At 47.1% G+C, this 23,922-nt stretch carries 22 protein-coding genes; 10 read left to right on the top strand and 12 right to left on the bottom strand.

The genetic code is table 11. The features are described from left to right. Nucleotides 1–14 precede the first annotated feature (14 nt). From lytF to RUW00_RS14990, 3 genes are all read right to left on the bottom strand, one after another. Entirely contained in the window at nt 15–1,469 is a 1,455-nt protein-coding gene (gene lytF / locus RUW00_RS15000; protein WP_072177637.1) for a peptidoglycan endopeptidase LytF, read from the bottom strand. 179 nt (nt 1,470–1,648) lie between these two features. Next, a complete protein-coding gene (nsrR, locus tag RUW00_RS14995; RefSeq protein WP_007610306.1) occupies nt 1,649–2,083 on the bottom strand; it encodes a nitric oxide-sensing transcriptional repressor NsrR in 435 nt (144 codons plus the stop codon). A gap of 132 nt (nt 2,084–2,215) precedes the next feature. Continuing rightward, the gene (locus tag RUW00_RS14990; protein ID WP_014417291.1) at nt 2,216–3,730 is read right to left on the bottom strand and encodes a mechanosensitive ion channel; all 1,515 of its coding nucleotides are present in this window, start codon (nt 3,728–3,730) and stop codon (nt 2,216–2,218) included. A 169-nt stretch (nt 3,731–3,899) separates the two neighbouring features. Here RUW00_RS14990 and RUW00_RS14985 point away from each other — a divergent pair, with 169 nt between their 5' ends. After that, nucleotides 3,900–5,306, top strand: coding sequence for a SpoVR family protein (locus RUW00_RS14985; protein ID WP_280144968.1), 1,407 nt, complete (start codon nt 3,900–3,902; stop codon nt 5,304–5,306). A gap of 34 nt (nt 5,307–5,340) precedes the next feature. Here the strand turns inward: RUW00_RS14985 and RUW00_RS14980 are convergent, their stop codons facing one another. Continuing rightward, nucleotides 5,341–6,720 (bottom strand): alkaline phosphatase PhoA, encoded by a 1,380-nt coding sequence (locus tag RUW00_RS14980; protein ID WP_100261668.1) that lies wholly within the window; start codon nt 6,718–6,720, stop codon nt 5,341–5,343. 458 nt (nt 6,721–7,178) lie between these two features. Here RUW00_RS14980 and RUW00_RS14975 point away from each other — a divergent pair, with 458 nt between their 5' ends. Beyond that, on the top strand, nt 7,179–8,003 hold the full coding sequence (locus RUW00_RS14975) for a C40 family peptidase (RefSeq protein ID WP_014417294.1): 825 nt from the start codon (nt 7,179–7,181) through the stop codon (nt 8,001–8,003). A 68-nt stretch (nt 8,004–8,071) separates the two neighbouring features. On the opposite strand, the gene RUW00_RS14970 is transcribed toward RUW00_RS14975, so the two are convergent. Further along, nucleotides 8,072–8,947 (bottom strand): transcriptional regulator CitR, encoded by an 876-nt coding sequence (locus RUW00_RS14970; protein WP_072177635.1) that lies wholly within the window; start codon nt 8,945–8,947, stop codon nt 8,072–8,074. Between the two features lie 109 nt (nt 8,948–9,056). Between RUW00_RS14970 and RUW00_RS14965 the strand changes: the two genes are divergently transcribed. The 4 genes from RUW00_RS14965 to RUW00_RS14950 all read left to right on the top strand — a co-directional run bounded on the left by RUW00_RS14965 (nt 9,057) and on the right by RUW00_RS14950 (nt 14,317). Beyond that, on the top strand, nt 9,057–10,160 hold the full coding sequence (locus RUW00_RS14965; protein ID WP_280144969.1) for a citrate synthase/methylcitrate synthase: 1,104 nt from the start codon (nt 9,057–9,059) through the stop codon (nt 10,158–10,160). A 79-nt stretch (nt 10,161–10,239) separates the two neighbouring features. Then, on the top strand, nt 10,240–11,109 hold the full coding sequence (locus RUW00_RS14960) for an SDR family oxidoreductase (RefSeq protein WP_014417296.1): 870 nt from the start codon (nt 10,240–10,242) through the stop codon (nt 11,107–11,109). Nucleotides 11,110–11,443: 334 nt separating this feature from the next. Next, nucleotides 11,444–12,847: a branched-chain amino acid transporter BcaP gene (bcaP, locus tag RUW00_RS14955; RefSeq protein ID WP_014417297.1), complete on the top strand. Its 1,404-nt coding sequence runs from the start codon at nt 11,444–11,446 to the stop codon at nt 12,845–12,847. Nucleotides 12,848–12,961: 114 nt separating this feature from the next. Continuing rightward, nucleotides 12,962–14,317, top strand: a complete 1,356-nt coding sequence (locus tag RUW00_RS14950) for a sodium-dependent transporter (protein ID WP_014417298.1) — start codon at nt 12,962–12,964, stop codon at nt 14,315–14,317. A gap of 36 nt (nt 14,318–14,353) precedes the next feature. Here RUW00_RS14950 and RUW00_RS14945 read toward each other — a convergent pair whose 3' ends face one another. Genes RUW00_RS14945 through sigM form a run of 3 tightly spaced genes read right to left on the bottom strand, consistent with a single transcriptional unit; the run spans nt 14,354 to nt 16,189 of the window. Then, nucleotides 14,354–14,644: an anti-sigma-M factor gene (locus RUW00_RS14945; protein ID WP_003155315.1), complete on the bottom strand. Its 291-nt coding sequence runs from the start codon at nt 14,642–14,644 to the stop codon at nt 14,354–14,356. Further along, nucleotides 14,632–15,708 carry an anti-sigma factor gene (locus RUW00_RS14940; RefSeq protein WP_087920756.1) on the bottom strand — a complete coding sequence of 359 codons (1,077 nt, stop codon included), beginning with the start codon at nt 15,706–15,708 and terminating at the stop codon, nt 14,632–14,634. The genes RUW00_RS14945 and RUW00_RS14940 overlap by 13 nt, the downstream gene beginning before the upstream one ends. After that, nucleotides 15,698–16,189, bottom strand: a complete 492-nt coding sequence (sigM, locus tag RUW00_RS14935; protein WP_003155312.1) for an RNA polymerase sigma factor SigM — start codon at nt 16,187–16,189, stop codon at nt 15,698–15,700. Before sigM ends, RUW00_RS14940 begins: the two co-directional genes overlap by 11 nt. Before the next feature lie 240 nt (nt 16,190–16,429). Between sigM and RUW00_RS14930 the strand changes: the two genes are divergently transcribed. Next, nucleotides 16,430–17,029 (top strand): lysophospholipid acyltransferase family protein, encoded by a 600-nt coding sequence (locus RUW00_RS14930; RefSeq protein WP_007409265.1) that lies wholly within the window; start codon nt 16,430–16,432, stop codon nt 17,027–17,029. Nucleotides 17,030–17,074: 45 nt separating this feature from the next. Here RUW00_RS14930 and RUW00_RS14925 read toward each other — a convergent pair whose 3' ends face one another. Beyond that, nucleotides 17,075–18,409 carry a hemolysin family protein gene (locus tag RUW00_RS14925; protein WP_007409264.1) on the bottom strand — a complete coding sequence of 445 codons (1,335 nt, stop codon included), beginning with the start codon at nt 18,407–18,409 and terminating at the stop codon, nt 17,075–17,077. Between the two features lie 61 nt (nt 18,410–18,470). After that, complete coding sequence (gene cueR / locus RUW00_RS14920; RefSeq protein WP_007409263.1) at nt 18,471–18,896, bottom strand: Cu(I)-responsive transcriptional regulator; 426 nt, start codon at nt 18,894–18,896, stop codon at nt 18,471–18,473. Between the two features lie 179 nt (nt 18,897–19,075). On the opposite strand from cueR, the gene RUW00_RS14915 reads away from it, so the two are divergent. The 3 genes from RUW00_RS14915 (at nt 19,076) to RUW00_RS14905 (ending at nt 23,157) form a co-directional block, all read left to right on the top strand. Continuing rightward, nucleotides 19,076–20,260, top strand: a complete 1,185-nt coding sequence (locus tag RUW00_RS14915) for a pyridoxal phosphate-dependent aminotransferase (RefSeq protein WP_015417125.1) — start codon at nt 19,076–19,078, stop codon at nt 20,258–20,260. A gap of 32 nt (nt 20,261–20,292) precedes the next feature. Beyond that, on the top strand, nt 20,293–21,537 hold the full coding sequence (locus RUW00_RS14910) for a beta-ketoacyl synthase N-terminal-like domain-containing protein (RefSeq protein WP_029973212.1): 1,245 nt from the start codon (nt 20,293–20,295) through the stop codon (nt 21,535–21,537). A 231-nt stretch (nt 21,538–21,768) separates the two neighbouring features. Next, complete coding sequence (locus RUW00_RS14905) at nt 21,769–23,157, top strand: hemolysin family protein (RefSeq protein ID WP_007610337.1); 1,389 nt, start codon at nt 21,769–21,771, stop codon at nt 23,155–23,157. A 13-nt stretch (nt 23,158–23,170) separates the two neighbouring features. Here RUW00_RS14905 and crcB read toward each other — a convergent pair whose 3' ends face one another. Further along, a complete protein-coding gene (gene crcB / locus RUW00_RS14900) occupies nt 23,171–23,530 on the bottom strand; it encodes a fluoride efflux transporter CrcB (RefSeq protein ID WP_280144970.1) in 360 nt (119 codons plus the stop codon). Continuing rightward, a complete protein-coding gene (locus RUW00_RS14895) occupies nt 23,527–23,922 on the bottom strand; it encodes a fluoride efflux transporter FluC (protein ID WP_014417303.1) in 396 nt (131 codons plus the stop codon). The genes crcB and RUW00_RS14895 overlap by 4 nt, the downstream gene beginning before the upstream one ends.

Genomic DNA, 23,922 nt, shown 5'->3' with positions numbered 1-23,922 from the left:
CAGCTTGTCAGATATCAGAAGAAACGTTTTGCGCCGAGGTAGCGCTGTTTCCAATAGGAATTGTTCATGCTGGAAATAACGACACCCGAATCGTTGGCATTAATAAACTGGCCGTTCCCGAGATAAATACCGACGTGGGAAGGTCCGGCTTTATAAGTTGAGAAAAAGACAAAGTCACCGACCGCCGGCTGGCTGACTGATGTCATCGTATTCCAGTAGCCTGCGGCTGAAAGTCTGGATACAGAAGTGACCTTATTGAGAACGTAATAAATGAAACCGCTGCAGTCAAAGCCTCTCGGCGTTGTCCCGCCCCATACATACGGTACGCCCAGCTGAGCTTTTGCGGCATCGATCATTACATTAATCTTCGCGCTTGTTGAACCTGTGCCGCCTGTGTTGCCGGACTGATTCGGTGTTGTGTTTGTCTGCTGCCCGGTAATCGTCAGCTTTTGTCCGATTTGAAGAACATCTGTTTTCAGATTGTTTTTCTCGCGGATCTGCTGGGCGGTCACATTGAACTTTTGGGCGATCACCCATAAAGAATCCCCGCTTTTCACGGTATATGTAGTGGTTTTCCCTGTATCTCCGGACTGGTTCGGAGTTGACGGTGAAGTCGAAGAGCCGGAAGATGACGTTTTGGTCAGCTTAAGCACTTGTCCGACCCGCAGCATGTCTGACGTCAGTTTGTTGATGCTTCTGATTTGCTGAACCGTCATATTGTATGCGTTTGCGATTTTCCAGAGTGAGTCTCCGCTTTTTACTGTATAAGAGGACGTTTGCGTCTGGTTTTTATTTTGGTTTGAATTGTCTTTTGACGGCGTGTTTCCCGAAGAAGACGTTCCTTTTGTTTTCAGGACTTGGTTTACGTAGATCGTATCCGTTTTTAAGTTGTTTAATACTTTGAGTTCCGCAATGGTCATATTGACGCTGTTTGCGATCTTCCATAGTGAATCACCGAGTTTGACTTTATACGTCCCGGAAGATGATGACTGATTTTTGCTGCTGTTTGAGCTGCTGCCAGGAGCGGTTTTTTTCTGATCGGTGCTTGAGGAAACTTTCCCCGTCACTTGCAGCTTCTGTCCGGCGCGGATTAAGTCGCTTGTCAGACCGTTCAATTTTTTCAGTTCCTGTACGGACATTTTAAAATCAGATGCGATCAGCCACAGCGAGTCTCCGCTTTTCACTGTATAAACGCTTTTAGTCGTGCCGCTGTTCTTTGAAGATTGCTTTTTGCTGCCGGAATCTGATTTGCCGTTAGGAATGTTGAGCGTCTGCCCGATAGAAAGAACGGTGGATTTTAGATGATTCGCTGATGTAATGGCATCCACGCTTGTATTGTAGTTTTGGGCAAGCTTCCATAATGAATCTCCGCTTTTAACCTTAATCGTTTGTGCTTCTGCCGGTGTTACAGCTAACGCAGACCCGACGATCGCAGATGCAGTCAAACCGACCGCTACCTTTTTTTTCATAATGAATCTCCCTTTTCCTGCGATAATTTTTCTATCCCCATTCGTTGCAGCCGCAAGGTGAGGATATCAGTAATGATAATCTTTATATCGGCACTTGTCTGCAATCGTTTATCATATTAATAGAAATAGTCCTTTTTTCTTATGCCGGCATAAAAAAAAGAAGGAATGCGGACATTCCTTCAGCTTCTGAGCAGTCTCATAATCTCCTCTTTGTTTTTGACCAGATCCCTTAACGTATATTTGTCTAAAACGGCCAGGTAAGCTTGCAGGGCTTCATTCAGAAGGTTCTTTAAGTTGCAGGCGGGAGATATAATACAGAGATTTTTTTTGGAGTCAAAGCATTCTACGATGTTAAAGTCGTCTTCTGTATTTCGAACGACTTCTCCAATGTTTATGTCTTCCGGTGTCATTCCTAATCGAATTCCGCCTCCCCGGCCCCGGATCGTTTCGACATATCCGAGCTGTCCGAGGCGGTAAATGACTTTCATGAGGTGGTTTTTAGAGATGGAATAAGTATCTGCGATTTCTTTTATGTTGGAAAGTTCGTCGGAATGTCTGGAAGCCAAAAAAATTAAAACGCGTAAAGAATAATCGGTATAGTTCGTTAATTTCATAGAATGACCTCGAAAAAAGAGATTTTGCTTCTGTTACAGTCTATCATATATGAATTTAAAATGAAAAAAAAGGAATTTGCCCCTTTAACTCAAAAAAAAACGTGCGCTCCTTCTGAGCACACGTTTTTTTCGTTAAGACATCGGCGGCTTACGATCGTCAGCCGATTGATGTTTTTCAATTTTGCGATCCAATTTTGCGAGATAACGGGAGGCGAATTCTTTTCCGCCAAGACCGAATGAAAGTCCGAAGGCAAGCGCGAAACCGCCCAGAATCAGAATAAACGCGGCATTTACGATCGTGTCGGCGACACCGAGCTGATCCAGCGCCATAAAGATTGAAAGAGTGATAATGGTATATTTCGCAAGCGGCGCCAGGAATCTGAATTCCTTTCCGCTCAGCATGCCGGCAAGCAGCCTGCTGACGAGCTGTCCGGCCAAAAGCCCGATTCCGAGAATAAATACAGCGGCCAGAACATTAGGCAGGTAAGCGATAATACCTGTTGCGATAACGACGAGAAATTCGAGATGGACAAGCTGCAGCGCCTCTGCCGTAAAGAGCAGGACGATGATGATCTGAACAATCATTCCGACCGTCTGAGAAAGCGTCAGCTTCGGGGTACCCGCCTGTTCAAAGCCCATTTTACCGAGAAGAGAGTCGAAACCGGCCCGGTGCAAGAGCCCGGATACAATGCTGTTGACCCATTTTCCGATCCAGATGCCGGCGATGATCAGCACAATACCGATGATGATATTAGGGAGCATTGTGAAGACCGTGTGCAGCATGGCTGACGCCGGTTCAGAAATACCCGCGACATCAAGCCGGTCAAGCGCAGAGATGATCACCGGAATGAAAATCAGCACGTAGACAATCGTTCCGATGATTGCCGACAGGCTTGTATCCTTCAGATAAATAGAAAGCCCCATACGTGCGGCAAGCCTTTCCGTGCCGATACTCGCCAGAAAGTTTGTGACGATATCACGGACGAGACGGGCAACAAGCCAGCCGATTAAAACAATCAGCGCCGCGGCGAATAATTTCGGTATAAAGGACAAAACGCTTTGGATCATATTTGTAAACGGCCCTGATACTCCGCTGATTTGGAGAGCGGCCAAGACGCCGGGCAGGAACAAGAGCAAGACGAAGTAAAAAACGATTCGTGAAGCGGCCGTAACGGATCTGCTCATTTCCGCTTCTTCAGACACCATTGTCCATTTTCTGAGCCGGCCGTTTTCAGCGAGTTTCATGCCCGCTTTTTTGACGAGATAGCTGAAAAGCGAAGCGGCCGCCCAGCCCAACAGCAGAATCAGGCCGGCTTTTAAAATGCTCGGCACAGCCGCCGTTATCGCTGACAGCATGCTGACAAAAGGCGAAGCCACGGTTGTCAGATGCAGAATGTTAAAGAATAGAATAAAAACGATGATTAATGCGATAAAATAAATGACTTTACTGATGACTTTTTCTGAGGAATAGCGCGCCGGCTTTTTTTCGGCGAACAGCCTGTCGTCGATTTTTGTTTTTTGCAGGCCTTTGTATACGGCTTTTTCAATGATTTTGGCAATGCCCCAGCCGATAAGCAGGACGAGCAGTGCAATGATCAGATTCGGGAGTTTGCTGAGATACGTCGTAAGCATGTCTGCTGTATTCAAGTAGAATCGCTCCTTTTCTTTTTGGGGTATGGTGTGTGTTTTACCCACTTACATATAAAGCAAACGGGGCGGATGTGCCGAAAGTTTTCAGCCGGAAACCGGTCTGTTATTTCATCTTTTGAGAGAAGGGGTCATACATTATAAATAAGTCCAAGTAGGGGGGATTCGGTTGAACGCGGAGGAGACAAAAGGTTTACAGCGGGCAATTGAGGAAATAACCGACATTGCCAAGGGTTTCGGCCTTGATTTCTACCCGATGAGATATGAAATTTGCCCGGCTGAAATTATTTATACATTCGGCGCGTACGGCATGCCGACGAGATTCAGCCATTGGAGTTTCGGCAAACAATTTCACAAGATGAAACTCCATTATGATCTCGGTTTGAGCAAAATTTATGAACTTGTCATTAATTCCAACCCTTGCTACGCTTTTTTGCTGGACAGCAATTCGCTGATCCAAAATAAATTAATTGTAGCCCATGTTCTTGCCCATTGTGATTTTTTCAAAAATAACTGCCGCTTTCAAAATACGAATCGGGACATGGTTGAGAGTATGGCGGCTGCGGCGGAGCGGATTAAGCATTATGAAAGAATGCACGGGATAAAAGAGGTGGAGTCCTTTTTAGATGCCATTCTGGCGATTCAGGAGCATATCGATCCGTCGCTCGTCAGGCCGAAGCTGCTGTGGAGCGTCGATGACGAAGAGGAGGACGAAGAAGAAACCGCGCCATCGCCTTACGATGATTTATGGGGAATGGATAAGCCGAAGCAGGTGAAAAAGAAAAAAGGGAAAAAACCGTTTCCGCCCCGGCCGGAAAAAGATATTCTGCTGTTTATCGAAGAACATTCGCGGGAGCTTGAACCGTGGCAGCGTGACATTTTAACCATGATGAGAGAAGAAATGCTGTATTTCTGGCCGCAGCTGGAAACGAAAATCATGAACGAAGGCTGGGCATCTTATTGGCATCAGCGGATTATCCGCGAGCTTGACCTGACTTCAGATGAAGCCATCGAATTTGCGAAGCTGAACGCAGGCGTCGTTCAGCCGTCAAAAACGGGAATCAACCCGTATTATTTAGGGCTGAAAATTTTTGAGGACATCGAAGAGCGTTATGACAACCCGACAGATGAAATGAAAAAATCAGGAGTAAAGCCCGGTTCCGGCCGCGAGAAAATGTTTGAGGTCAGGGAAATTGAATCGGATATATCATTTATCCGCAATTATTTGACGAAAGATCTCGTGATGCGTGAGGATTTGTATTTATTCCAAAAACAGGGCAGGGACTATAAAGTGATCGACAAAGAATGGAAGGCCGTGCGCGACCAGCTCGTGAACATGCGGGTCAACGGGGGATTTCCTTATCTGACCGTCAATGACGGGGATTACCTGAAGAATAATGAGCTTTATATTAAACATTGGTATGAGGGAATTGAGCTTGATCTGAAATATTTGGAGAAAGTGCTGCCGTATCTGTACCAGCTGTGGGGCAGGAGCGTGCACATCGAATCTGTTCTTGAAGACAGAGAAGTGATGTTTTCGTATGACGGCAAAGGAGTGCACCGGAGATATCTGTAAAAAAAGGATGCGGGGAAACCCCCGCATCCTTTTTTTATTTTCCGTGTTTCAGGATGTGAAAGATCTTTTTGGCCTGGTCCGTGTTGTTTAAAAGCCCCGTAAATGACTCTCTTCCCGGACCGTATGCGTAAACGGGAACTTCTTCGCCCGTATGATCGCCGGTTGTCCAGCCGCTGTTGGTTTTCGCATTAAAGAGCTTAATGATCGCTTTGTAGACGCTCTTGTCAGCATCTTGTTTTGCGGCCGTTTCGATCTGTTTGATTTCAGCTTTTGACCATTTCAGGTCTGTATAACGCGCAAGCACGGAAGATACGGATTTGCCCGCTTTGATTTGGTCAGCCATAAATGCCGGGGTTTTTTTGGCGGCAAGAATCGGTTCAACATGCCAGTTTTTATCGTCATTCGCGCCGATCGTCAATCCGCCGGTGGTATGATCGGCCGTGGCAACGACAAGCGTATGTTTGTCCTTTTTGGCAAATGCGATCGCTGCTTTATACGCTTTTTCAAAATCCTTCATTTCGCTCATTGCGCCGACTATATCATTGTCATGTCCCGCCCAGTCAATTTGGCTGCCTTCGACCATTAAGAAAAACCCTTTTTTATTCTTGTTCAGCCTGTCGATCGCTGCCGTTGTCATGTCTTCTAATGAAGGGACGGCGTTTGAGCGGTCGATTGCTTTGTCGAGTCCGCCATCGGCAAACAGGCCGAGAATCTTCTTGTTACGATCCTTTTTGAGCTCCTGTTTTGATGTAACGTAGCTGTATCCCGCTTTTTTGAAATCCTTTGTTACATTGCGGTCTTTACGGATAAAGTTTGATTTGCCGCCTCCGAGGAGCACATCGACTTTCTGTTTTCCGTTGATGCGGTCATCAAAGTAGCTGCTTGCGATGTCATCCATATTTTTTCTGGATTTGTTATGGGCTCCGAATGCCGCAGGAGTGGCGTGGGCAATCTCCGAAGTTGCGACAAGTCCGGTGGATTTGCCTCTTTGTTTCGCTTCTTCGAGGACGGATTTTACCCGCTTTCCTTTTTTATCGACTCCGATCGCCGCGTTATACGTTTTCACGCCTGTGGCCATTGCCGTGCCTGCCGCCGCGGAATCGGTAATATTGGAATCAGGATCGTCAGGGTAAGTCATCATCATACCGGTGAGATTGGGGTCGAATGCCGTCAGTTTCATGCCGTCTGCAGGCTTTCCTTTGTTAATGACCGAACGGTAGGCGTTCATATAGGGAGCGCCCATTCCGTCGCCGACCATGAAGATGACGTTTCTGATCTCGTTTTTGTCAGGCTGTTTTTTTGCCGCAGCCTGTTCGGAGTGCTGAAGCCCCGCGCCCGCAATCAGACCGGCTGTCAGCACGGATACGGCTGCCGCCGGCAGAAGTTTTGATCGAACCTGTTTAAATAGACTCATTCTCACTCGTCCTCCTTTAATCTTGTCTGCATGTCTAATGGTAGGGGATGTTTGTAAAGAGCGCCTGTTCCTCCTGTAAATTTCAGGTGAAACATTGTTAGAAATGTAAATTCCGGTGTAACTTATGTTTTCAAGAAAGAGTGAAAACCATTCACTTTTTTGAAAAAGACGAGGATTTTTTTAACAAGGGGTTATTTGGAAAATAAACTGCTTTGTTTTTCCAAAATACGAGGATCACAGGAAAAAAACATGACAAATTGACTCGTTTTTCGTCACGTTTGAAATCAAATTGAAATATTTAATACCCTTAAAAACTTTTTTTAAAAACGAATTAGTAAGAAATTTGTCACGGGAAGTCAAGTCTATTTCTAGTGGAAATTGAACCTTATAATAGGAAACAGATAAAAACTTTAAAAAAGAGACACATAAAATAGATAGAATCATTCGGGGAGGAAAACATGAAAAAGCAACTTGTTACAGCAACAACGGCAGTGGTTTTGGGGACGACTTTGTTTGCGGGCGCGGCATCTGCGCAAACGATTAAGGTAAAAAAAGGCGATACATTATGGGGACTTTCAAATCGGTACGGAACGTCAATTAATTCCATTAAATCTGAGAACAAATTAAAATCGGATATCATTTACATCGGCCAGACGCTTTCGATCAACGGTAAATCATCTTCAGGTTCAAATTCGGGCAGCAAGTCATCATCGTCTACATATAAAGTCGTAAAAGGCGACAGCCTTTGGAAAATTGCGAATAAATATAAAATGACGGTAAACCAATTAAAAAGTTTAAACGGTTTAAAAACGGACCTGATCCGCATCGGACAAGTTCTTAAAGTAAAGGGATCAACTTCCGGTTCAACGTCTTCAGGGTCTTCGTCATCAAAGCAGCCTTCATCCAGCCATAATGCTGCACAGACGAGCCTGAATGTAAACAAGCTGATTTCTGATGCGCAATCTTTAATCGGCACGCCGTATGTATGGGGCGGAACAACGACTTCCGGCTTTGACTGCAGCGGATTTATCTGGTACCTGTTAAACAAACAGACGAGTGTCGGCAGAACAAGCACTGCGGGATACTGGAGCTCAATGAAGAGCGTGTCCAGCCCGTCAAGAGGAGACTTCGTCTTCTTTACAACATATCAGGCCGGCCCTTCACACATGGGTGTGTACATCGGAAACAACAAGTTCATCCATGCCGGTTCTGACGGCGTCACAACAAGTGATCTGAATAACAGCTACTGGAAACCTCGCTACCTTGGCGCGAAAAGATTCTAGCAGCGATAGAAACCCGTTCATCAGAACGGGTTTTTTATTTAGACGGGACAGAGCTCCATTTGTTTCACCTAAAAATGAAAATGTGATAAAAAATCTAAAAAGGTTTTCTTTTTTTCATTTTCATAGAGGGCGATGGCGTACGCGCCCGCGCTCGGCATCTGGGCGAATTCGCACGGAATTTCAATCATGCTGCCTGCGGCGAGCTCGGCCCGTACCGTTGACAGCGGCAGAAATGAGACACCCAGCCCCTCTTTAATAAATCGTTTCGTAATATGCGTCTGTGTCACCTTCATTGTCCTGACGAAAGGGAACTGTATTCTGACCTGGCGGAGCAAATCATCCCAATAGTCAGGATGGTTATGGGTCAAAAGCAGATATTGTCCGAACAGGTCTTTCACTTCATCCGCCTTCCCTGTTCCGGGTTTTCGGCCGGGCGGCGCGACGAGGACAACGGGGTCATTGTACAGGGGGCGGCAAGTGAGGGAAGATGATTGCACCTTTAAGCAGCTCAGTCCGATATCGGCTGAGCCGTTTCTGATTTGAGAGGCGATTTCTTCCGATTCGAAAATGGTGACCGTCATTTCGGTTTCTTTATTGTCCTTTGTATAACGCTTCATGACAGACGGGAGAACGGTGTCGGCGATAAGCGGCGAAACAGCGAGTGTCAGTGTGTGCGAGTAGCCCTGGCGCACCCTGTGCAGCTCCGCCATGCTGTTTTCATAGTCTTCCAAAAGCCTCATGGCAAACGGCACGTATGCTTTTCCTTCTTCCGTCAATTGTATTTTCCGGCCGCTTCGCTGAAACAGCTTGCAGCTGATTTCTTTCTCTAATAATTTTATATGAACGGTGACGGTCGGCTGAGATAAAAAAAGCGTTTCCGCCGTTTTTCTGAAATTCTCATATTTTGCCGCAGTGACGAAGGTGTGAAGCCATTTAAAATCCATAGATGCACTCCTCTGATTAAAAGTTTTAATTAATTCCCTTAAAAATATTCATTATTTTTTAAATATTATATTTACTATAATAACAGAAAGAGGATAAGGGGGAATGAAATTGATTTATCGTGGATTGAAAGGGATTACTTGTGCAGAAACGGCGATCAGCCACATTGACGGAGAAAAGGGGCATTTAATATATCGCGGCTATGATGCGAAGGATATCGCGCTGCAATCCAGTTTTGAAGAAGCGGCGTATCTCATTTTGAACGGGGCGCTTCCTGATGAGCGGCAATTGCTTGCGTTTCAGGAAGAACTTGCAGCCGAGCGCGGGCTTCCGAAACATTTGATCGACTTACTGGAAACGCTTCCGGATGAAATGGACGACATGGCGGTGCTGAGAACGGCTGTTTCAGGTTTGGGCACAGATTCATTTACATATCCGCCCAAGCCGGAAGAAGCGATTAAACTGATTGCCGTCACACCGACGATTATTGCGTACAGATACCGCCGTAAACAAGGGCAGGAAGCGTTGTCACCTGAGGCGCGATACGGACACGTTGAAAACTATTTGTATATGCTGACAGGCAGGCAGCCGTCCGCAGCCCAAAAGAAAGCGCTTGAGACGTATATGATTCTGGCGATGGAGCACGGGATGAATGCATCGACATTTTCAGCGAGAGTCACCGTTTCGACTGAATCGGACTTAGTGTCTGCCGTCACTGCCGCACTGGGTACGATGAAAGGGCCGCTGCACGGAGGCGCGCCTTCAGGCGTCACGAAAATGCTTAAAGACATCGGAGAAAAAGAAAATGCAGAAGCGTATTTGACAGCGAAGCTTATGAGGGGAGAACGCCTGATGGGCTTCGGGCACAGGGTGTACAAAACAAAAGACCCGCGGGCGGAAGCGCTGCGCATAAAGGCTGAAGAAGTGGCGGGAAATGATCCGTCGCTTGACTTGGCGCTTTATGTGGAGAAGGAAGCCATCCGCTTGTTAGAGCAATATAAGCCCGGACGGAAGCTGTATACGAATGTGGAGTTTTACGCAGCGGCTGTGATGCAGGCCATTGATGTCGACAATGATTTGTTTACGCCGACCTTTTCAGCAAGCAGAATGGCAGGCTGGTGCGCACACGTGCTTGAACAGTCCGCTGATAACATAATTTACAGGCCGTCTGCGAAATACACCGGCGCTTTTCCCGAAACGGCTCAGCAGCTTTAATCACCGGCATATTTGTCCGTTTAACTCCCCGCACTGCGTGGTATCGTCTCAGTAATACCAATTGCAGGAGTGTGAGAATATGAATCCGATGGACAGACAGACGGAAGGACAAAAGCCGCAGGTGCAAAACCGCCAGCCCGGCATTGAGTCAGACATGGAGCCGAAGCCGCTCTTGGAGGACCCGGATGTAAAAGGGTCGGGCAGATTAAAAGGAAAAGTCGCCGTCATCACGGGCGGAGACAGCGGCATCGGCGCAGCGGCTGCGATCGCTTACGCGAAGGAAGGGGCGGATCTTGCCATCCTGTACCTAGACGAACATGCCGATGCTGAGAGAACGAAAAAGCGTGCGGAAGAATACCAGGCCGAATGCCTGTTAATTCCGGGAGACGTCGGTGATGAGGCGCATTGTCAGAAGGCGGTTCGGCAAGTCTTAGATCACTACGGAAAAATAGATATTCTCGTTAATAATGCGGCTGAGCAGCATCCGCAAAACGGGATTCTTGATATTACAGCTGAACAGCTGGAGAAGACATTCCGTACAAACATGTTTTCTATGTTTCATATGACAAAAGCCGTGCTGCCTCATCTCAAAAGAGGGAGCGCCATCATTAATACAACGTCGATTACCGCTTATCAGGGAGACACATCATTGATCGACTATTCGTGCACGAAAGGCGGCATCGTTTCCTTTACTCGTTCAATGGCGATGTCATTGGCCGATCAGGGGATCAGAGTAAATGCGGTGGCCCCTGGCCCGATCTGGACCGCCCTGATTCCGGCAACGTTTACTGAAGAAAAGGTGGAAAAGCATGGTCTGGACACTCCGATGGGAAGACCGGGACAGCCTGCGGAACACGCCGGAGCTTACGTGCTTCTGGCTTCAGACGAATCTTCCTATATGACGGGGCAAACCATTCACGTAAATGGCGGCAGATTTATTTCAACATAATACGCAAGTCTTATCCCGCGCTTTTAAAAAGGGCGGGATTTTTATTTGAACGTACATATGAATACGATTTTAAAAAAAATAAAAGTCGCTAGCTGAATCACTAATGTTAATATTTAACAGTGGAAAATCCGCTGAGTTCTGTTTCATGAAAACTAAAAATAATATATAGAATTTTCAAAAAAGTTATTTTCATTTTTATATTTTTCGCTATAATATGATGTAGGAGAAAGGAATGATGTGCTGAAACATTTCATGCGAAAAATAAGAATTTAGTCATTATTGCTATTGTTATCTGAATATTCTAACATATATTGGTTTACAAGGAGTGAAGCAGATGAAGGGGAGCGTATTCAGAAAGAAAAGCATTCAGGACCTGCTTGCCGCAACGGGCGGGGAAAAGTCGCTAAAAAGAGAGTTAGGGGCCTTTGATTTGACCCTTCTGGGGATAGGGGCCATCATCGGAACGGGGATTTTTGTATTAACCGGAACAGGCGCTGTCACGGCGGGGCCGGGGCTGACCGTTTCATTTGTCATCGCCGCTCTTGCGTGTTTATTTGCGGCTCTGTCATATGCCGAATTTGCTTCAAGCGTCCCGGTTTCCGGTTCCGTCTACACGTTTACTTATGCGACACTGGGTGAACTTCTCGCGTTTATTATCGGATGGGATTTAATCTTGGAATATATGCTCGCCGTCAGCGCGGTTTCGGTCGGATGGTCCGGCTATTTTCAATCATTCTTGGCGGGCTTCGGCATTCATCTTCCGACCGCATTAACGGCCGCGCCGGGGTCAATAAAAGGCACGGTCACATTCTTTAATCTCCCCGCATTTGTTATCGTGCTTGCGATTACATTCCTCCTCTACTTAGGCATTAGGGAATCGAAGCGGGTCAATAATATTATGGTCATTTTGAAGGTTCTGGTTGTTCTATTGTTTATCGCCGTTGCGGCCGTATATGTCAAACCTCACAACTGGCAGCCGTTTATACCGATGGGGTTCGGCGGTGTTTTCAGTGCCGCGGCGCTCGTTTTCTTCTCTTTTATCGGTTTTGACGCCGTCTCTTCCGCCGCTGAAGAAACGAAAAATCCGGCGAAGGATCTGCCGAAAGGAATTATCTTTTCATTAATCGTCTGCACCGTGCTGTATGTGACCGTATCGGCGATTATGACGGGCGTCGTTCCGTTTGCCCGCTTTGAAGGCGTTGACCATCCCGTGTCTCTCGTCCTGCAGATGGCCGGACAGAATTGGGTGGCCGGGATTATTGATATCGGCGCAGTGTTGGGAATGACAACGGTGATGCTCGTCATGCTGTACGGCCAGACGAGGGTGATGTTTGCCATGTCCCGTGACGGTTTAGTGCCGGGGGCGCTTTCAAAAGTCCATCCGAAGCATAAAACGCCGCACGTGGTGACGTGGGTGTTCGGCATCCTGTCAGCATTACTCGGTTCGCTCGTCCCGCTTGATGAACTGGCGAAGCTGGTGAACATCGGCACGCTTGCCGCGTTTGTCCTGATTTCAGTGGCGGTTATCGTATTGAGAAAGAAACAGCCTGATCTGCCGAGGGCTTTTAAATGTCCGGGGGTTCCCTTTATTCCGATATTGTCCATTCTGTTCTGCGTGTTTTTGATTATTAACCTCGGCGCTACCACCATATTCCGTTTCTTTATCTGGCTGATCATCGGTCTGGTGATTTATTTCTTATATTCGAGAAAGCATTCGAAATTAAACGGGGATTTGTAAGGAGCGGCACCCGCCGCTCCTTTTTATTTTTCGGAATAATGAAACATATTGAAATGGGCTTAAGTTATCGCAGTGAATAAGGGATAATATAGGGCGGAAGGGAAGTGGAAAGTCGTGTCTGACCAAAAAAGGGTTCAATGGGCCTCAAAAATAGGATTTATTATGGCCGCTGCCGGTTCGGCGATCGGCCTGGGAGCCATTTGGAAGTTCCCTTACGTAGCGGGTACGAACGGAGGAGGCGCTTTTTTTCTTGTATTCGTCCTCTTTACCGTGCTTTTAGGCTATCCGCTTTTGCTCGGTGAATTTATTTTCGGAAGACGGAGCCAGACAAATGCGATTGATGCCTACAAACAAGCCGCGCCGAAGTCGGTATGGCACCTCACGGGTTATGTGGGTGTGGCGGCCTGTTTTTTAGTTTTGTCTTTTTACAGTGTTGTCGGCGGGTGGATTTTGCTTTATGTGTTAAAAGCCGTTACGGGTTCTTTATCTGGGCTCACTCAGGAGCAGTACGGCACGGTGTTCGGGACGGTCATTGAAAATCCGATCCAGACTCTCGTTGCGCAGCTTGTTTTTATGATCATGACGGTAGCGGTCGTCGCAAAAGGCGTGCAGAAAGGGATTGAACGTGTCAGTGCGGTGCTGATGCCGATTTTATTCGTGCTGTTTCTATTGCTTGTGCTGCGATCAGTCACGCTCGATCATGCCGTTGAGGGGATTAAATTTTTATTGGTTCCGCACTTTGAAGATTTGACGCCGGAATCCATCCTATATGCTTTAGGACAGGCGTTTTTTACATTAACGCTCGGTGTTTCGGTCATGGTGACATACAGTTCGTATCTGCCGAAAACCCAAAATCTTCCGGGTTCGGCGGGTTCCATTGTTATGATGAATGTACTCGTTACGCTGTTTGCGGGACTGGCCATTTTCCCGGCGGTTTTTTCGTTCGGCTTTAAACCGGATGAAGGGCCTACACTGCTGTTTACCGTGCTGCCGGCTGTGTTTGATCGGCTGCCGTTCGGCTCGCTGTTTTTTATCAGCTTTCTGGCGGTCTTTTTCTTCGCCGCGCTGACTTCGGCCTTTTCGATGGTGGAAATTATCGTGGCGACTGTGGGGAAAGGTGATGAAACGAAAAGAAAGAAGCTGTCGTGGACAAGCGGTCTGCTCATTTTCTTAGTCGGAATTCCGTCCTGTTTATCATACGGTGTTCTCGGTGATGTTCATTTGTTCGGAAAAACGTTTTTTGATCTTGCGGATTTCACCGTCAGCAATGTGCTGATTCCGCTCGGCGCTTTATTAATATCAATCTTCGTCCCGCTGAAAATACCGAAGCAGGAGCTGTTTGCCGAGATGAAAAGCGGTTCCGCCATCGGCTATCGTTTCTTTCAGGTGTGGTATTTCCTTCTGAAATATCTCGTGCCGCTGGCTATCATCGTCGTATTGCTGCATTTAATCGGCGTTCTTTCATTTTAAAAAAACAGGCCCCCGTAAAAGGGCCTGTTTTTATGTTTAAAAACCGAATTGCAGATTCGTATCAACCGCAACGATCGTATATACACAGACAATGACGAACAGATTGAGAATGACACCGAGCAGTCCCGGGCCCGTCCGTCCTTTTTTAATAAACAGCTCAATGATGCCGAACGGCACGGCGGCCATCGCAAACGGCAGCATCTGATAAGAATAGAAAGTCACATTGCTGATGATTGCCACGTTCAAAAGCAGCAGCGACAAAATCGCGGTACCGACTGATATCCAGCCGAAAACATTATGCTCTTTAAAAATTCTTACCAATTCCATAATTCCACCTCACCGATGTTTGCTGCTTTTACTGTTTTGTTTTTCAGCAGACGTTCGATTTCTTTTGTCGGCCCCGTCACGACAGAGCCGTACACGTTCATTCCGTGATGTTCAACATAGTCGATTCGGCTGCCCAGATTCATGTCTTTTCGTTTCGATATTGCATGCGCCCATTTTTTATGGCGGGACATAAATTCAAGGGCATTGATAAATTGTTCACGGTCTGTCTGTCCTTGCGTTTCGAAAGAGGACACCATCTTAGAATCTTTCCCGGGAAATCCTAACGGCTCGGCATAAGGACTGTCTTTCAGATTTTTCTCCGTTTCGACCGCATTCCATAAAAACTTCACATCGTATTTTTTAAAAGTTGAATATACTTGAGAAGAAGGGTAGGCCCGGTCATAAGAAAGATAGACCTCCGCCACGCTTCCTTCAGGCAATTTTTTTAATGTCTGACCGGCTTTTTCAATCGTGCGTTCCTTTAAGCCGGAAGGATGGGCGAAATAATGCTTTGCCTGTGCCGCGTCTAGATCATAGTAGTTAACGGCAGGCGATTTGACCGTATCTAAAAACATTTCAATTCGTTCTCCGCCGACGGATTTCGTTTTTGTGCCGATCTGCTTTTGCAGCGGAAATTCCGTATTCATTCCAAACAGCTTCACCTGGCTTTTCAGTCCGGAGGTATCGACGAGGACGTTCGGCATTGTGGTCGCCACCGTCACTGCCGCGGTCTCCATTAATTGATTGCCGGTGCTTTCCTTTCCTCCCAGACCGTAATAGAGGTAGCTTCCCAAAGTGCAAAGCGGCAAAATCATCAAGGTGGAGATGACGGCGAGAACTGAAATCCGCAAATACGATTTGCGTTTTCCGTATGATAAAATGGCCTTCTGTTTTTCCGGGCTGATGCCGACGTCCCATTCCCGATCGTCCTGCATTTCGCTTTCAATCAACTCCTGATAGACTTCCAGCTTTTCCAGCTCTTCTTCAAAGGCGGCCATTTCCCGGTCGCTCATTTCTCCATTTTTGTATTGGTAAAAACGCTTTTTAAATTCTTCATTCATCATTAACACCTCTATTATAAAGTGCTTTCAGCCGCTGTCTGGCACGAAATAAAACACTTTTAAAATTAGCCTCTGAAATATTCATAATATGGGATGCTTCTTTGTAATTCAGTTCTTTTAAATAATACAGTGTTAAGGCCTCCCGATAATTGTCGGGAAGTTCGGACATATACCCTGTCAGCACTTCCTTGATTTCAATCTGATGAGCCGGGCTTTGAACAGCCGTCTGAAAAAGGCTCCCAATTAAGTCATCGGAAATGGTCACTTCCTTTTTATGTTTTCTGACATAATCTATAAACGCATTTCTCGCCACTTGAAAAAGCCATGGCTTTACTTTGCTGTGGTCGTAGGAGTGAATGTGTATGTATGCCCTCATAAAGGTTTCCTGCAGCAAATCTTCAGCGAGATGCTTGTCTTTTGTCATGGAGAGCAGGAACCGGTAAACATCATTCATATACATTTGGTAAATTTCATCGATCGTCACTGCCTTTTCTCCCCTCTATGTTATACACGCATAAGAAAGGTTTAAAGTTGCACGTTCCATGCAAACGGCTTAAATTCATTTTCACCTCATCAAACACCATTTCTCTATAGTACCCAAAATCCGTCATAAAAGATAGAGATCGGCGGAGGAAAAATATAATTATTAGTACCAGGTAATAAAAAATATTGTTATAATAGAGAGAGAGAACACTTTTGATCATTACAACAAAGGAAGTGCGTTATGTATAAGTTTTGTGCAAATGCCATCAAATGCATTCTATCCCTGCGCGGAGGAGTGAAAGTGTACAATAAAGAGAATCTTCCGTCTGATAAAGGATTCGTTATCGCGTGCACGCATGCGGGCTGGGTGGACGTCCTCACGCTCGGTGTCGGGATATTGCCCCATCAGATTCATTATATGGCGAAAAAAGAGCTGTTTCAGAAAAAGTGGATCGGACGTTTTTTGAAGAAGATTCACGCGTTCCCGGTTGACCGTGAAAATCCGGGCCCGAGCAGCATTAAAACGCCGATTAAGCTTCTGAAGGAAGGAAAGATTGTCGGGATTTTTCCGAGCGGTACGAGAACATCAGAAGACGTCCCGCTGAAAAGAGGGGCCGTGACCATCGCCCAAATGGGAAAAGCGCCGCTCGTTCCGGCCGCATATAAAGGGCCGTCTACGGGTAAAGCGCTGTTTAAAAAGGGAAAAATGCGGCTTATCATCGGAGAGCCGATTTTTTTGGAGGACTTTTCCGATCTTGCGCCGAAGGAGAGGCTTGCGGCCATGACAGAAGAGCTGAATGCCAGAATTAAAGAGCTTGAGAAAAAACTTGAACAATTGTAAATGAAAAAAAGCTTGCCGTCTGTATCAGACGCGCAAGCTTTTTTGTTATGCTTCTTTTTGTTCGGCGGTTTCCAGCAGTTCATCAAACGCCAGTTTTTTCACTTCGATATATGCGACGTGGTGGCCGTCAATTTCATTAATGATAAATTCACAGCCTTCTTCGATAATCGAGTCGTATTGTTCGACGTCGTATTTCTGGGTAAGGAACCAGCCGCCGATGGTGTCGACCTCGTCATTTTCTAAATGGATGCCGAGGAGTTCGTTCACTTGATCAATCAGGACCTTGCCGTCAAGCATGTAATGGCCGTCGCCGAGTTTGCGGATTTCGTTGATTTCATCGATATCAAATTCATCACGGATTTCCCCGACGATTTCTTCAATAATGTCTTCAACGGTGACAAGCCCCGCGGTTCCGCCGTATTCATCCGACAGAATCGCCATATGAACCCGTTCCTTCTGCATTTTTACAAGCAGATCGTGAATCGGTGCCGACTCAATCACATGGATGATCGGATTGACAAAATCGGTAATCGGCGAGTCGACTGATACTTCGCCGCTTATGCAGGCGGTCAGCACTTCTTTAATGTTAATAACGCCGATAATATTATCTTTGTCACCCTCTTCGACAGGGTACCGGGTATATTTTTCAATCTGAATGATGTCCATCATTTCAGAGATTTTGATATCATGCGGCAGACTGACGATTTCCGTACGCGGAATCATGATTTCTTTTGCAAGTCTGTCGTCAAATTCAAAGATTTTGTTCACATATTTAAATTCAGACTGGTTGATTTCACCGCTTTTATAGCTTTCCGATAAAATAATGCGCAGCTCTTCTTCAGAGTGGGCAAGCTCATTTTCAGACACCGTCTCCAGACCGAACGCCTTCGTTAAAAGACGGGCGGAGTTGTTCAGAAGCCAGATAAACGGGAACATGATGCGGTAAAACCAAATGAGCGGTTTCGAAAACAGCATTGAAACGGCTTCCGCTTTCTGGATGGCGACTGTTTTCGGCGCCAATTCTCCCACGACCACGTGTAAGAATGTAATGATCGCATAGGCGAGAATAAATGAAATAATATGCGATAATGAGCTTGGTACGTTTATCTTTGTGAAAAGCGGATGAAGCAAGCGTTCAATCGTTGATTCGCCTAAGACACCAAGACCGATGGAAGTCAATGTTATGCCGAGCTGGCACGCCGATAAATACTCATCTAAATGCGTGGTCACTTTTTTGACACCGATTGCGGCTTTATTTCCTTCTGCTATAAGCTGGTCAACCCGTGAGCCTCTGATTCTGATTATCGCAAACTCAGATGCTACGAAAAATGCCGTCAGCGCGATTAAAACCGCGACTAAAATCAAATTCACAATGTCCAATTAGAACCTTCACTCCTTTTGGGAAGATGAAGGTAACACCTCCTGTTAGTAAGATAATGGTTTAACTTAACAGCAGCATAAATGATTGAAGCACTGCAAGCTTTTCAGGAGCCAGCCTTTTTTTCAGCTGGGCGCGCTCCTCTGGTTCAAGCTTTTCAAACCGATTCAAGATCACGGAGATGTTTTGATTCATGTGATCAATTTCCGATGCCAGATTTCCAATATCGTCAGGCAGGGCTGAAGAGGGAAACTGGTTCTCCAGTCGATCTTTTATATCAGACAGGGCCAATCGCTGCTTTTTACAAGCGACTATAAACTTTAACCGATTAAGTGCAAGTGTATCGTAGTAACGATAGTTCGAACAAGACCTGTCAGGCTTTAAAAGCCCGAGGTTTGTGTAGTAATCCACCGTGCGTTTCGTTACACCGGCAAGCTCTGCTAATTCACTGATGCGATAAGTCTCAGCCCCATCTAAATCCCTCCCCAACCATCACGTTATAGTTATGAGAATAGTTTAATATATGAAGGGGAGTTTGCACAAGTTTATTGTTTTCCGTCTTTCTCCTGAAACGGCGCGGCGGGCTGTCTGAAAAAGCGTTGACTGCGCTAGGTAAATCTTTCATAATCATTGTAAATAGAAACGGAAGAAAAAGACAGAAGGGACAGATGACAGTGGCCGGTTTATCACGGGAAGTGACACAGAATCTGGAGAAAGGTTCATGGATACGCAAACTATTTGATGAAGGCGCGCGGCTGAAAAAAGAGTTCGGCGCCGATAAGGTGTTTGACTTTTCAATAGGAAATCCGGTTGCGGAGCCGCCTGAAACGTTTAAAAAGGCGCTTTGCGAAGCGGCTGAAACAGGGCGGCACGGATACATACAAAACCAGGGGCTTCCGGAGGCGAGAGAAAAGGTTGCGCGCTTTTTGTCAGAGCGGTTTCAGACAGAAATTTCCGCCAGGCATACAGTCATGACGGTCGGAGCCGGCGGGGCGCTGAATGTCGCGCTGAAGAGCATTTTAAACCCGGAGGAAGAAGTCATCCTCCTTTCGCCTTATTTTGCGGAATATAAAGCGTATGTTGAAAATTACCGCGGCAGACCCGTCATCTGCCCGCTGACTGACTCATTTGAGATTGATATTGAAGCGGTTAAAGGTGCGATCACCCCCCGTACGAAAGGACTGATCGTTAATACGCCGCATAATCCGACGGGGACTGTGCTCAGCCAGAAAAACCTTAACGAATTGGGCGCCTTATTAAAAGAAGCCGAAGAGCGGAACGGCCAAAGCATATTTATTTTATTTGATGAACCGTACAGCCAGCTGATCTACGGAGAAGAGCAGGCGAATCCGTTTCAGGCGTATCACCGCGTGATTTTAGTCAGTTCGTTCAGTAAAGATCTCGGCATTGCGGGGGAAAGGCTCGGGTATATCGCGGCAGACGCCCAAATGCCTGAGGGCGATCTTCTGACGGATGCGTTCGTTTTCTGCAACCGGACGCTCGGTTTTGTGAACGCTCCGGTCATGATGCAGCGCGCCGTGGCGAAAATGGATGATCTTTCGATTGACGCTGAACCTTACAGAAAGCGGAGAGACCTTATGGTGGACATCCTCACAGAAGCCGGCTTCGAATTTGAAATGCCGAAAGGAGGCTTTTTCGTCTTTCCGAAATCACCGATTGAAGACGAGGTGGCGTTCTGCATGCATGCCGCACAGAAATACAAACTATTGATCGTACCCGGCAGCGGATTTGGAAAAAGCGGCTATTTCCGATTATCTTTCAGCGTGCCTTCAGAACAGATCAGACAGTCGCGCGATATTTTCAAAGCACTGTATCAAGATTTTTCTTCATAGCTTCCAATACATAAAGATGGGAGAACGGACAAATGTCGAGGAGAAATAATGGCACGTCAGACATCAGCATTACAGGAATCGGAGTCTTAACCGCGGTCGGACAAGGCAAGGAGGCGTTTCTCGATGCGCTCATGGAGGGGCGGCACGCCTTTGATGTGATGAAACGGCCCGGCCGGCAGAAAGGCAGTTCGTTTATCGGCGCGGAGCTTAGCGAATTAACGCCGCCGGACGCGCTGTCCAAGCGCTTGTACCGAAGGGCCGCATTATCAGGAAAGACGGCGCTTATCGCTTTATATGAAGCGTGGCATGACGCTCAATTAGACGGCGCTGACCACAGCCGCACCGGTCTGATCATCGGCGGCTCGAATATGACGCAGCGCGAATTGCTGCAGGTCTTTGAGAAAAACGGTGAAACGCCGCAATTTGTAAATCCGACATACGGGCTTTCTTTTATGGATAGTGATTTGTCGGGGCTTTGTACGGAGCAATTCGGGATAAAAGGGCCGGCCTTTACGGTCGGCGGCGCGTCGGCAAGCGGCCAGGCGGCGGTTATTCAGGCTGCTCAAGGAATCAAAGGAGGCCTGTTTGACCGATGCATCGTGATCGGGGCGCTGGCCGATCTGTCGTACATGGAGTGTCATGCTCTCCGTTCTTTGGGAGCGATGGGCACTGATACATACGCTGAACGGCCTGAAGCCGCCTGCCGCCCGTTTGACCGGCATACGGACGGGTTTATATTCGGAGAGGCGTGCGGGGCGATTGTGCTGGAACGCGCTGAATCTGCCGAAGAGAGGGGCGCGCGTTCGTGGGCCGGCTTAAAGGGCTGGGGGATGGCTTCCGATGCAAACCGCAACCCGAATCCTTCAGCAGAGGGCGAAATGACGGTGATCCGCCAGGCGCTGGAGCGGGCCGGTCTTTCAGCAAAAGAGATCGATTACATCAACCCGCACGGCACCGGTTCGCCGATCGGTGATAAGACTGAATGCCGGGCGCTTTCTGAAAGCGGCCTGTCGCACGCGCGGATTAATGCGACAAAATCGATTACCGGACACGGTCTGAGTGCGGCCGGAACGGTGGAAATCATTGCTGCTCTCTTGCAAATGCGGGAAAACAAGCTTCATCCGATCCGAAACTTAACGGAGCCGATTGATGATTCTTTTCAGTGGGTGACCGACGGGCCGAGCGCCCATACCGTACACCATGCGTTAAGCTTAAGCATGGGATTCGGGGGGATTAATACGGCGCTTTGTTTAGAAAATCATTTCCGAAGCAGATAACGGCAGCCTTCTTTTTGAAGGCTGTTTTTTATATGATAAAAAAATCTGAAAATGATGAAAGAATGGAGTTGTGATACAATAAACTATACAAATGACAATCATGCTTTGACTTAGGAGGTGGCAGGATGGGGCCCTCTGTGTAGTCAATCACCCATTTCGTTCCTCTCGCTTAAGAAAAAACGATGAAATCAGGAGGTGACGTCCTTATCCTTCAATTCGGGATAAGGTGAAATGGACGATATTGACAGTTTGATTTTAATCGGTGTGCTCATTGCGTTAACCGCATTTTTCGTGGCGAGTGAATTTGCGATCGTCAGAGTGAGAAGATCCAGAATCGATCAGCTCATTTCAGAAGGGAACAGACGGGCGGTGCTCGCAAAGCGTATCATTACGGATCTTGATGAGTATTTATCCGCCTCGCAGCTTGGCATTACACTCACATCCATCGGGCTCGGCGTACTGGGAGAGCCTGCATTTGAGCGGATGCTTCATCCTGTGTTTCAGGGCATGGGGCTGCCGGATTCTGCTGAGCATGTGATTGCTTTTGCGGCGGCGTACGGGCTGATTACGTTTTTACATGTCGTCGTCGGTGAGCTTGCGCCTAAAACGGTTGCGATTCAAAAAGCGGAAAAGCTGACGTTATGGATTGCCGGACCGCTTCGGTTATTTTACGTGTTCATGTTCCCGTTTATTTGGGTGCTGAACGGCTCCGCGAGAATTCTGACCGGTTTGGCCGGATTAAAGCCGGCATCTGAGCATGAAGGCTCCCACTCTGAAGAAGAGCTGCGGATCCTGCTGTCAGAAAGTTTAAAAAACGGAGAAATCAATCCGTCTGAATATACATTTGTGAATAAAATTTTTGATTTTGATAATCGGATCGCCAAGGAAATCATGATCCCGAGAAAAGAAATCGCGGCTGTTTCCACTGATATGGACGTGCCGGAAATGCTTGATATGATGCTGAAAGACAAATATACGCGCTGGCCCGTAACGGACGGGGACAAAGACAGTGTCATCGGCATGATCAATACGAAGCATCTCTTTTCAGATCTGCTGTTTATGACAGAAGATGAAAAAGCGGAAGTATCCATCACGTCTTACGTCCGCCCGGTGATTGAAGTCATCGAGACGATCCCGATACACGACCTGCTGATAAAAATGCAGAGAGAACGGATTCATTTGGCGATATTGTCTGATGAATACGGCGGAACGTCCGGTCTTGTGACGACCGAAGACATCCTTGAAGAAATCGTCGGCGATATCAGAGACGAATTTGATGAAGACGAACAGCCGCAGATTCAAAAGCTGTCCGAACGCCATTATGTGCTGGACGGAAAGGTTCGGATTGATCAGGTGAATCATCTTCTCGGCGCAGGGATTGAAGAGGAAGTCGACACGATCGGCGGTCTTGTGCTGAAACGGAATATTGACATCTGTGCGGGTGAGTCGATACAAATCGGGGGATACACTGCCCTCATATTAGAAATGGACGGCCGGTTTATTAAACAGCTTGAACTCAAAGAAGAACAGGGCCGCCCGGGCGGTCAGGGAACAATAAACCGCCAGCTGCCCGTGCCTGAAACGGTCATGCTTCATAACGCAACCTTGAGCGAAAAATAAGCTCAAGGTTTTTTTAAATGGAAATGATAATGAAGCCGCACCAGAACGCCAAAAGGCTTCCGGCTGCTGAAACAGCGATGTAGAGCAGGCTTTCCTTTATGCGGTTGTTCATCATCAGCTGCACGGCTTCAATACTGAACGTGGAAAAAGTCGTAAACGCACCGAAAAAGCCCGTCGCGATGATGATGCCGGCGGAAGGATTATCCAGGCCCAGGCCGGTGAACATGCCGAGGCCGAAGGAGCCGAGCAGGTTGACCGCAGCTATTCCAAGCGGGATCGGAAAACTTTTTGTTCTTTCTGAAATTGCTTTACCCAGCAGAGACCGTAATACCGCTCCGATACCCGCTGCGATAAGCATCAGGACAATCGTCATGGCGTATCATGCCCCCTTCCCGCTGCGTGAAGGGCAATCCGCCGTCCCCAGAAAATGCCCGCGTATGCAAGGGCAATGCCAGAGATTAATGTCGCGGCAGCATAACAAAAAGCCGCTGCGGGAGACGATTGCAGCAGAAAAATGGTTTCTTTTGCGAAGGTTGACATCGTCGTGAAACCTCCGCAAAAACCGGTTCCTAAAAAGGCGGTCAAAAGAGGGCGTTTAGCCCGAATGATGAAATAACCCGTAATAAGACCGAGTAAAAGGCTTCCCGCCGCGTTTTCGAGGAAAGTGGCCGCCGGGAAAGAACCGCTGTGAATGTGCGCGCTCATTTCAAAGCGAAGCAAAGCGCCAAGCGCGCCTCCGATAAAAATTGCGATGTATTGTTTCAT

This window comes from Bacillus sp. IS1 (assembly GCF_032461585.1).
GTDB classification, from domain to species: Bacteria; Bacillota; Bacilli; order Bacillales; family Bacillaceae; genus Bacillus; species Bacillus velezensis.
The sequence above is the reverse complement of the archived record's forward strand: the minus strand, read 5'-3'. Positions and strand labels throughout refer to the sequence as shown.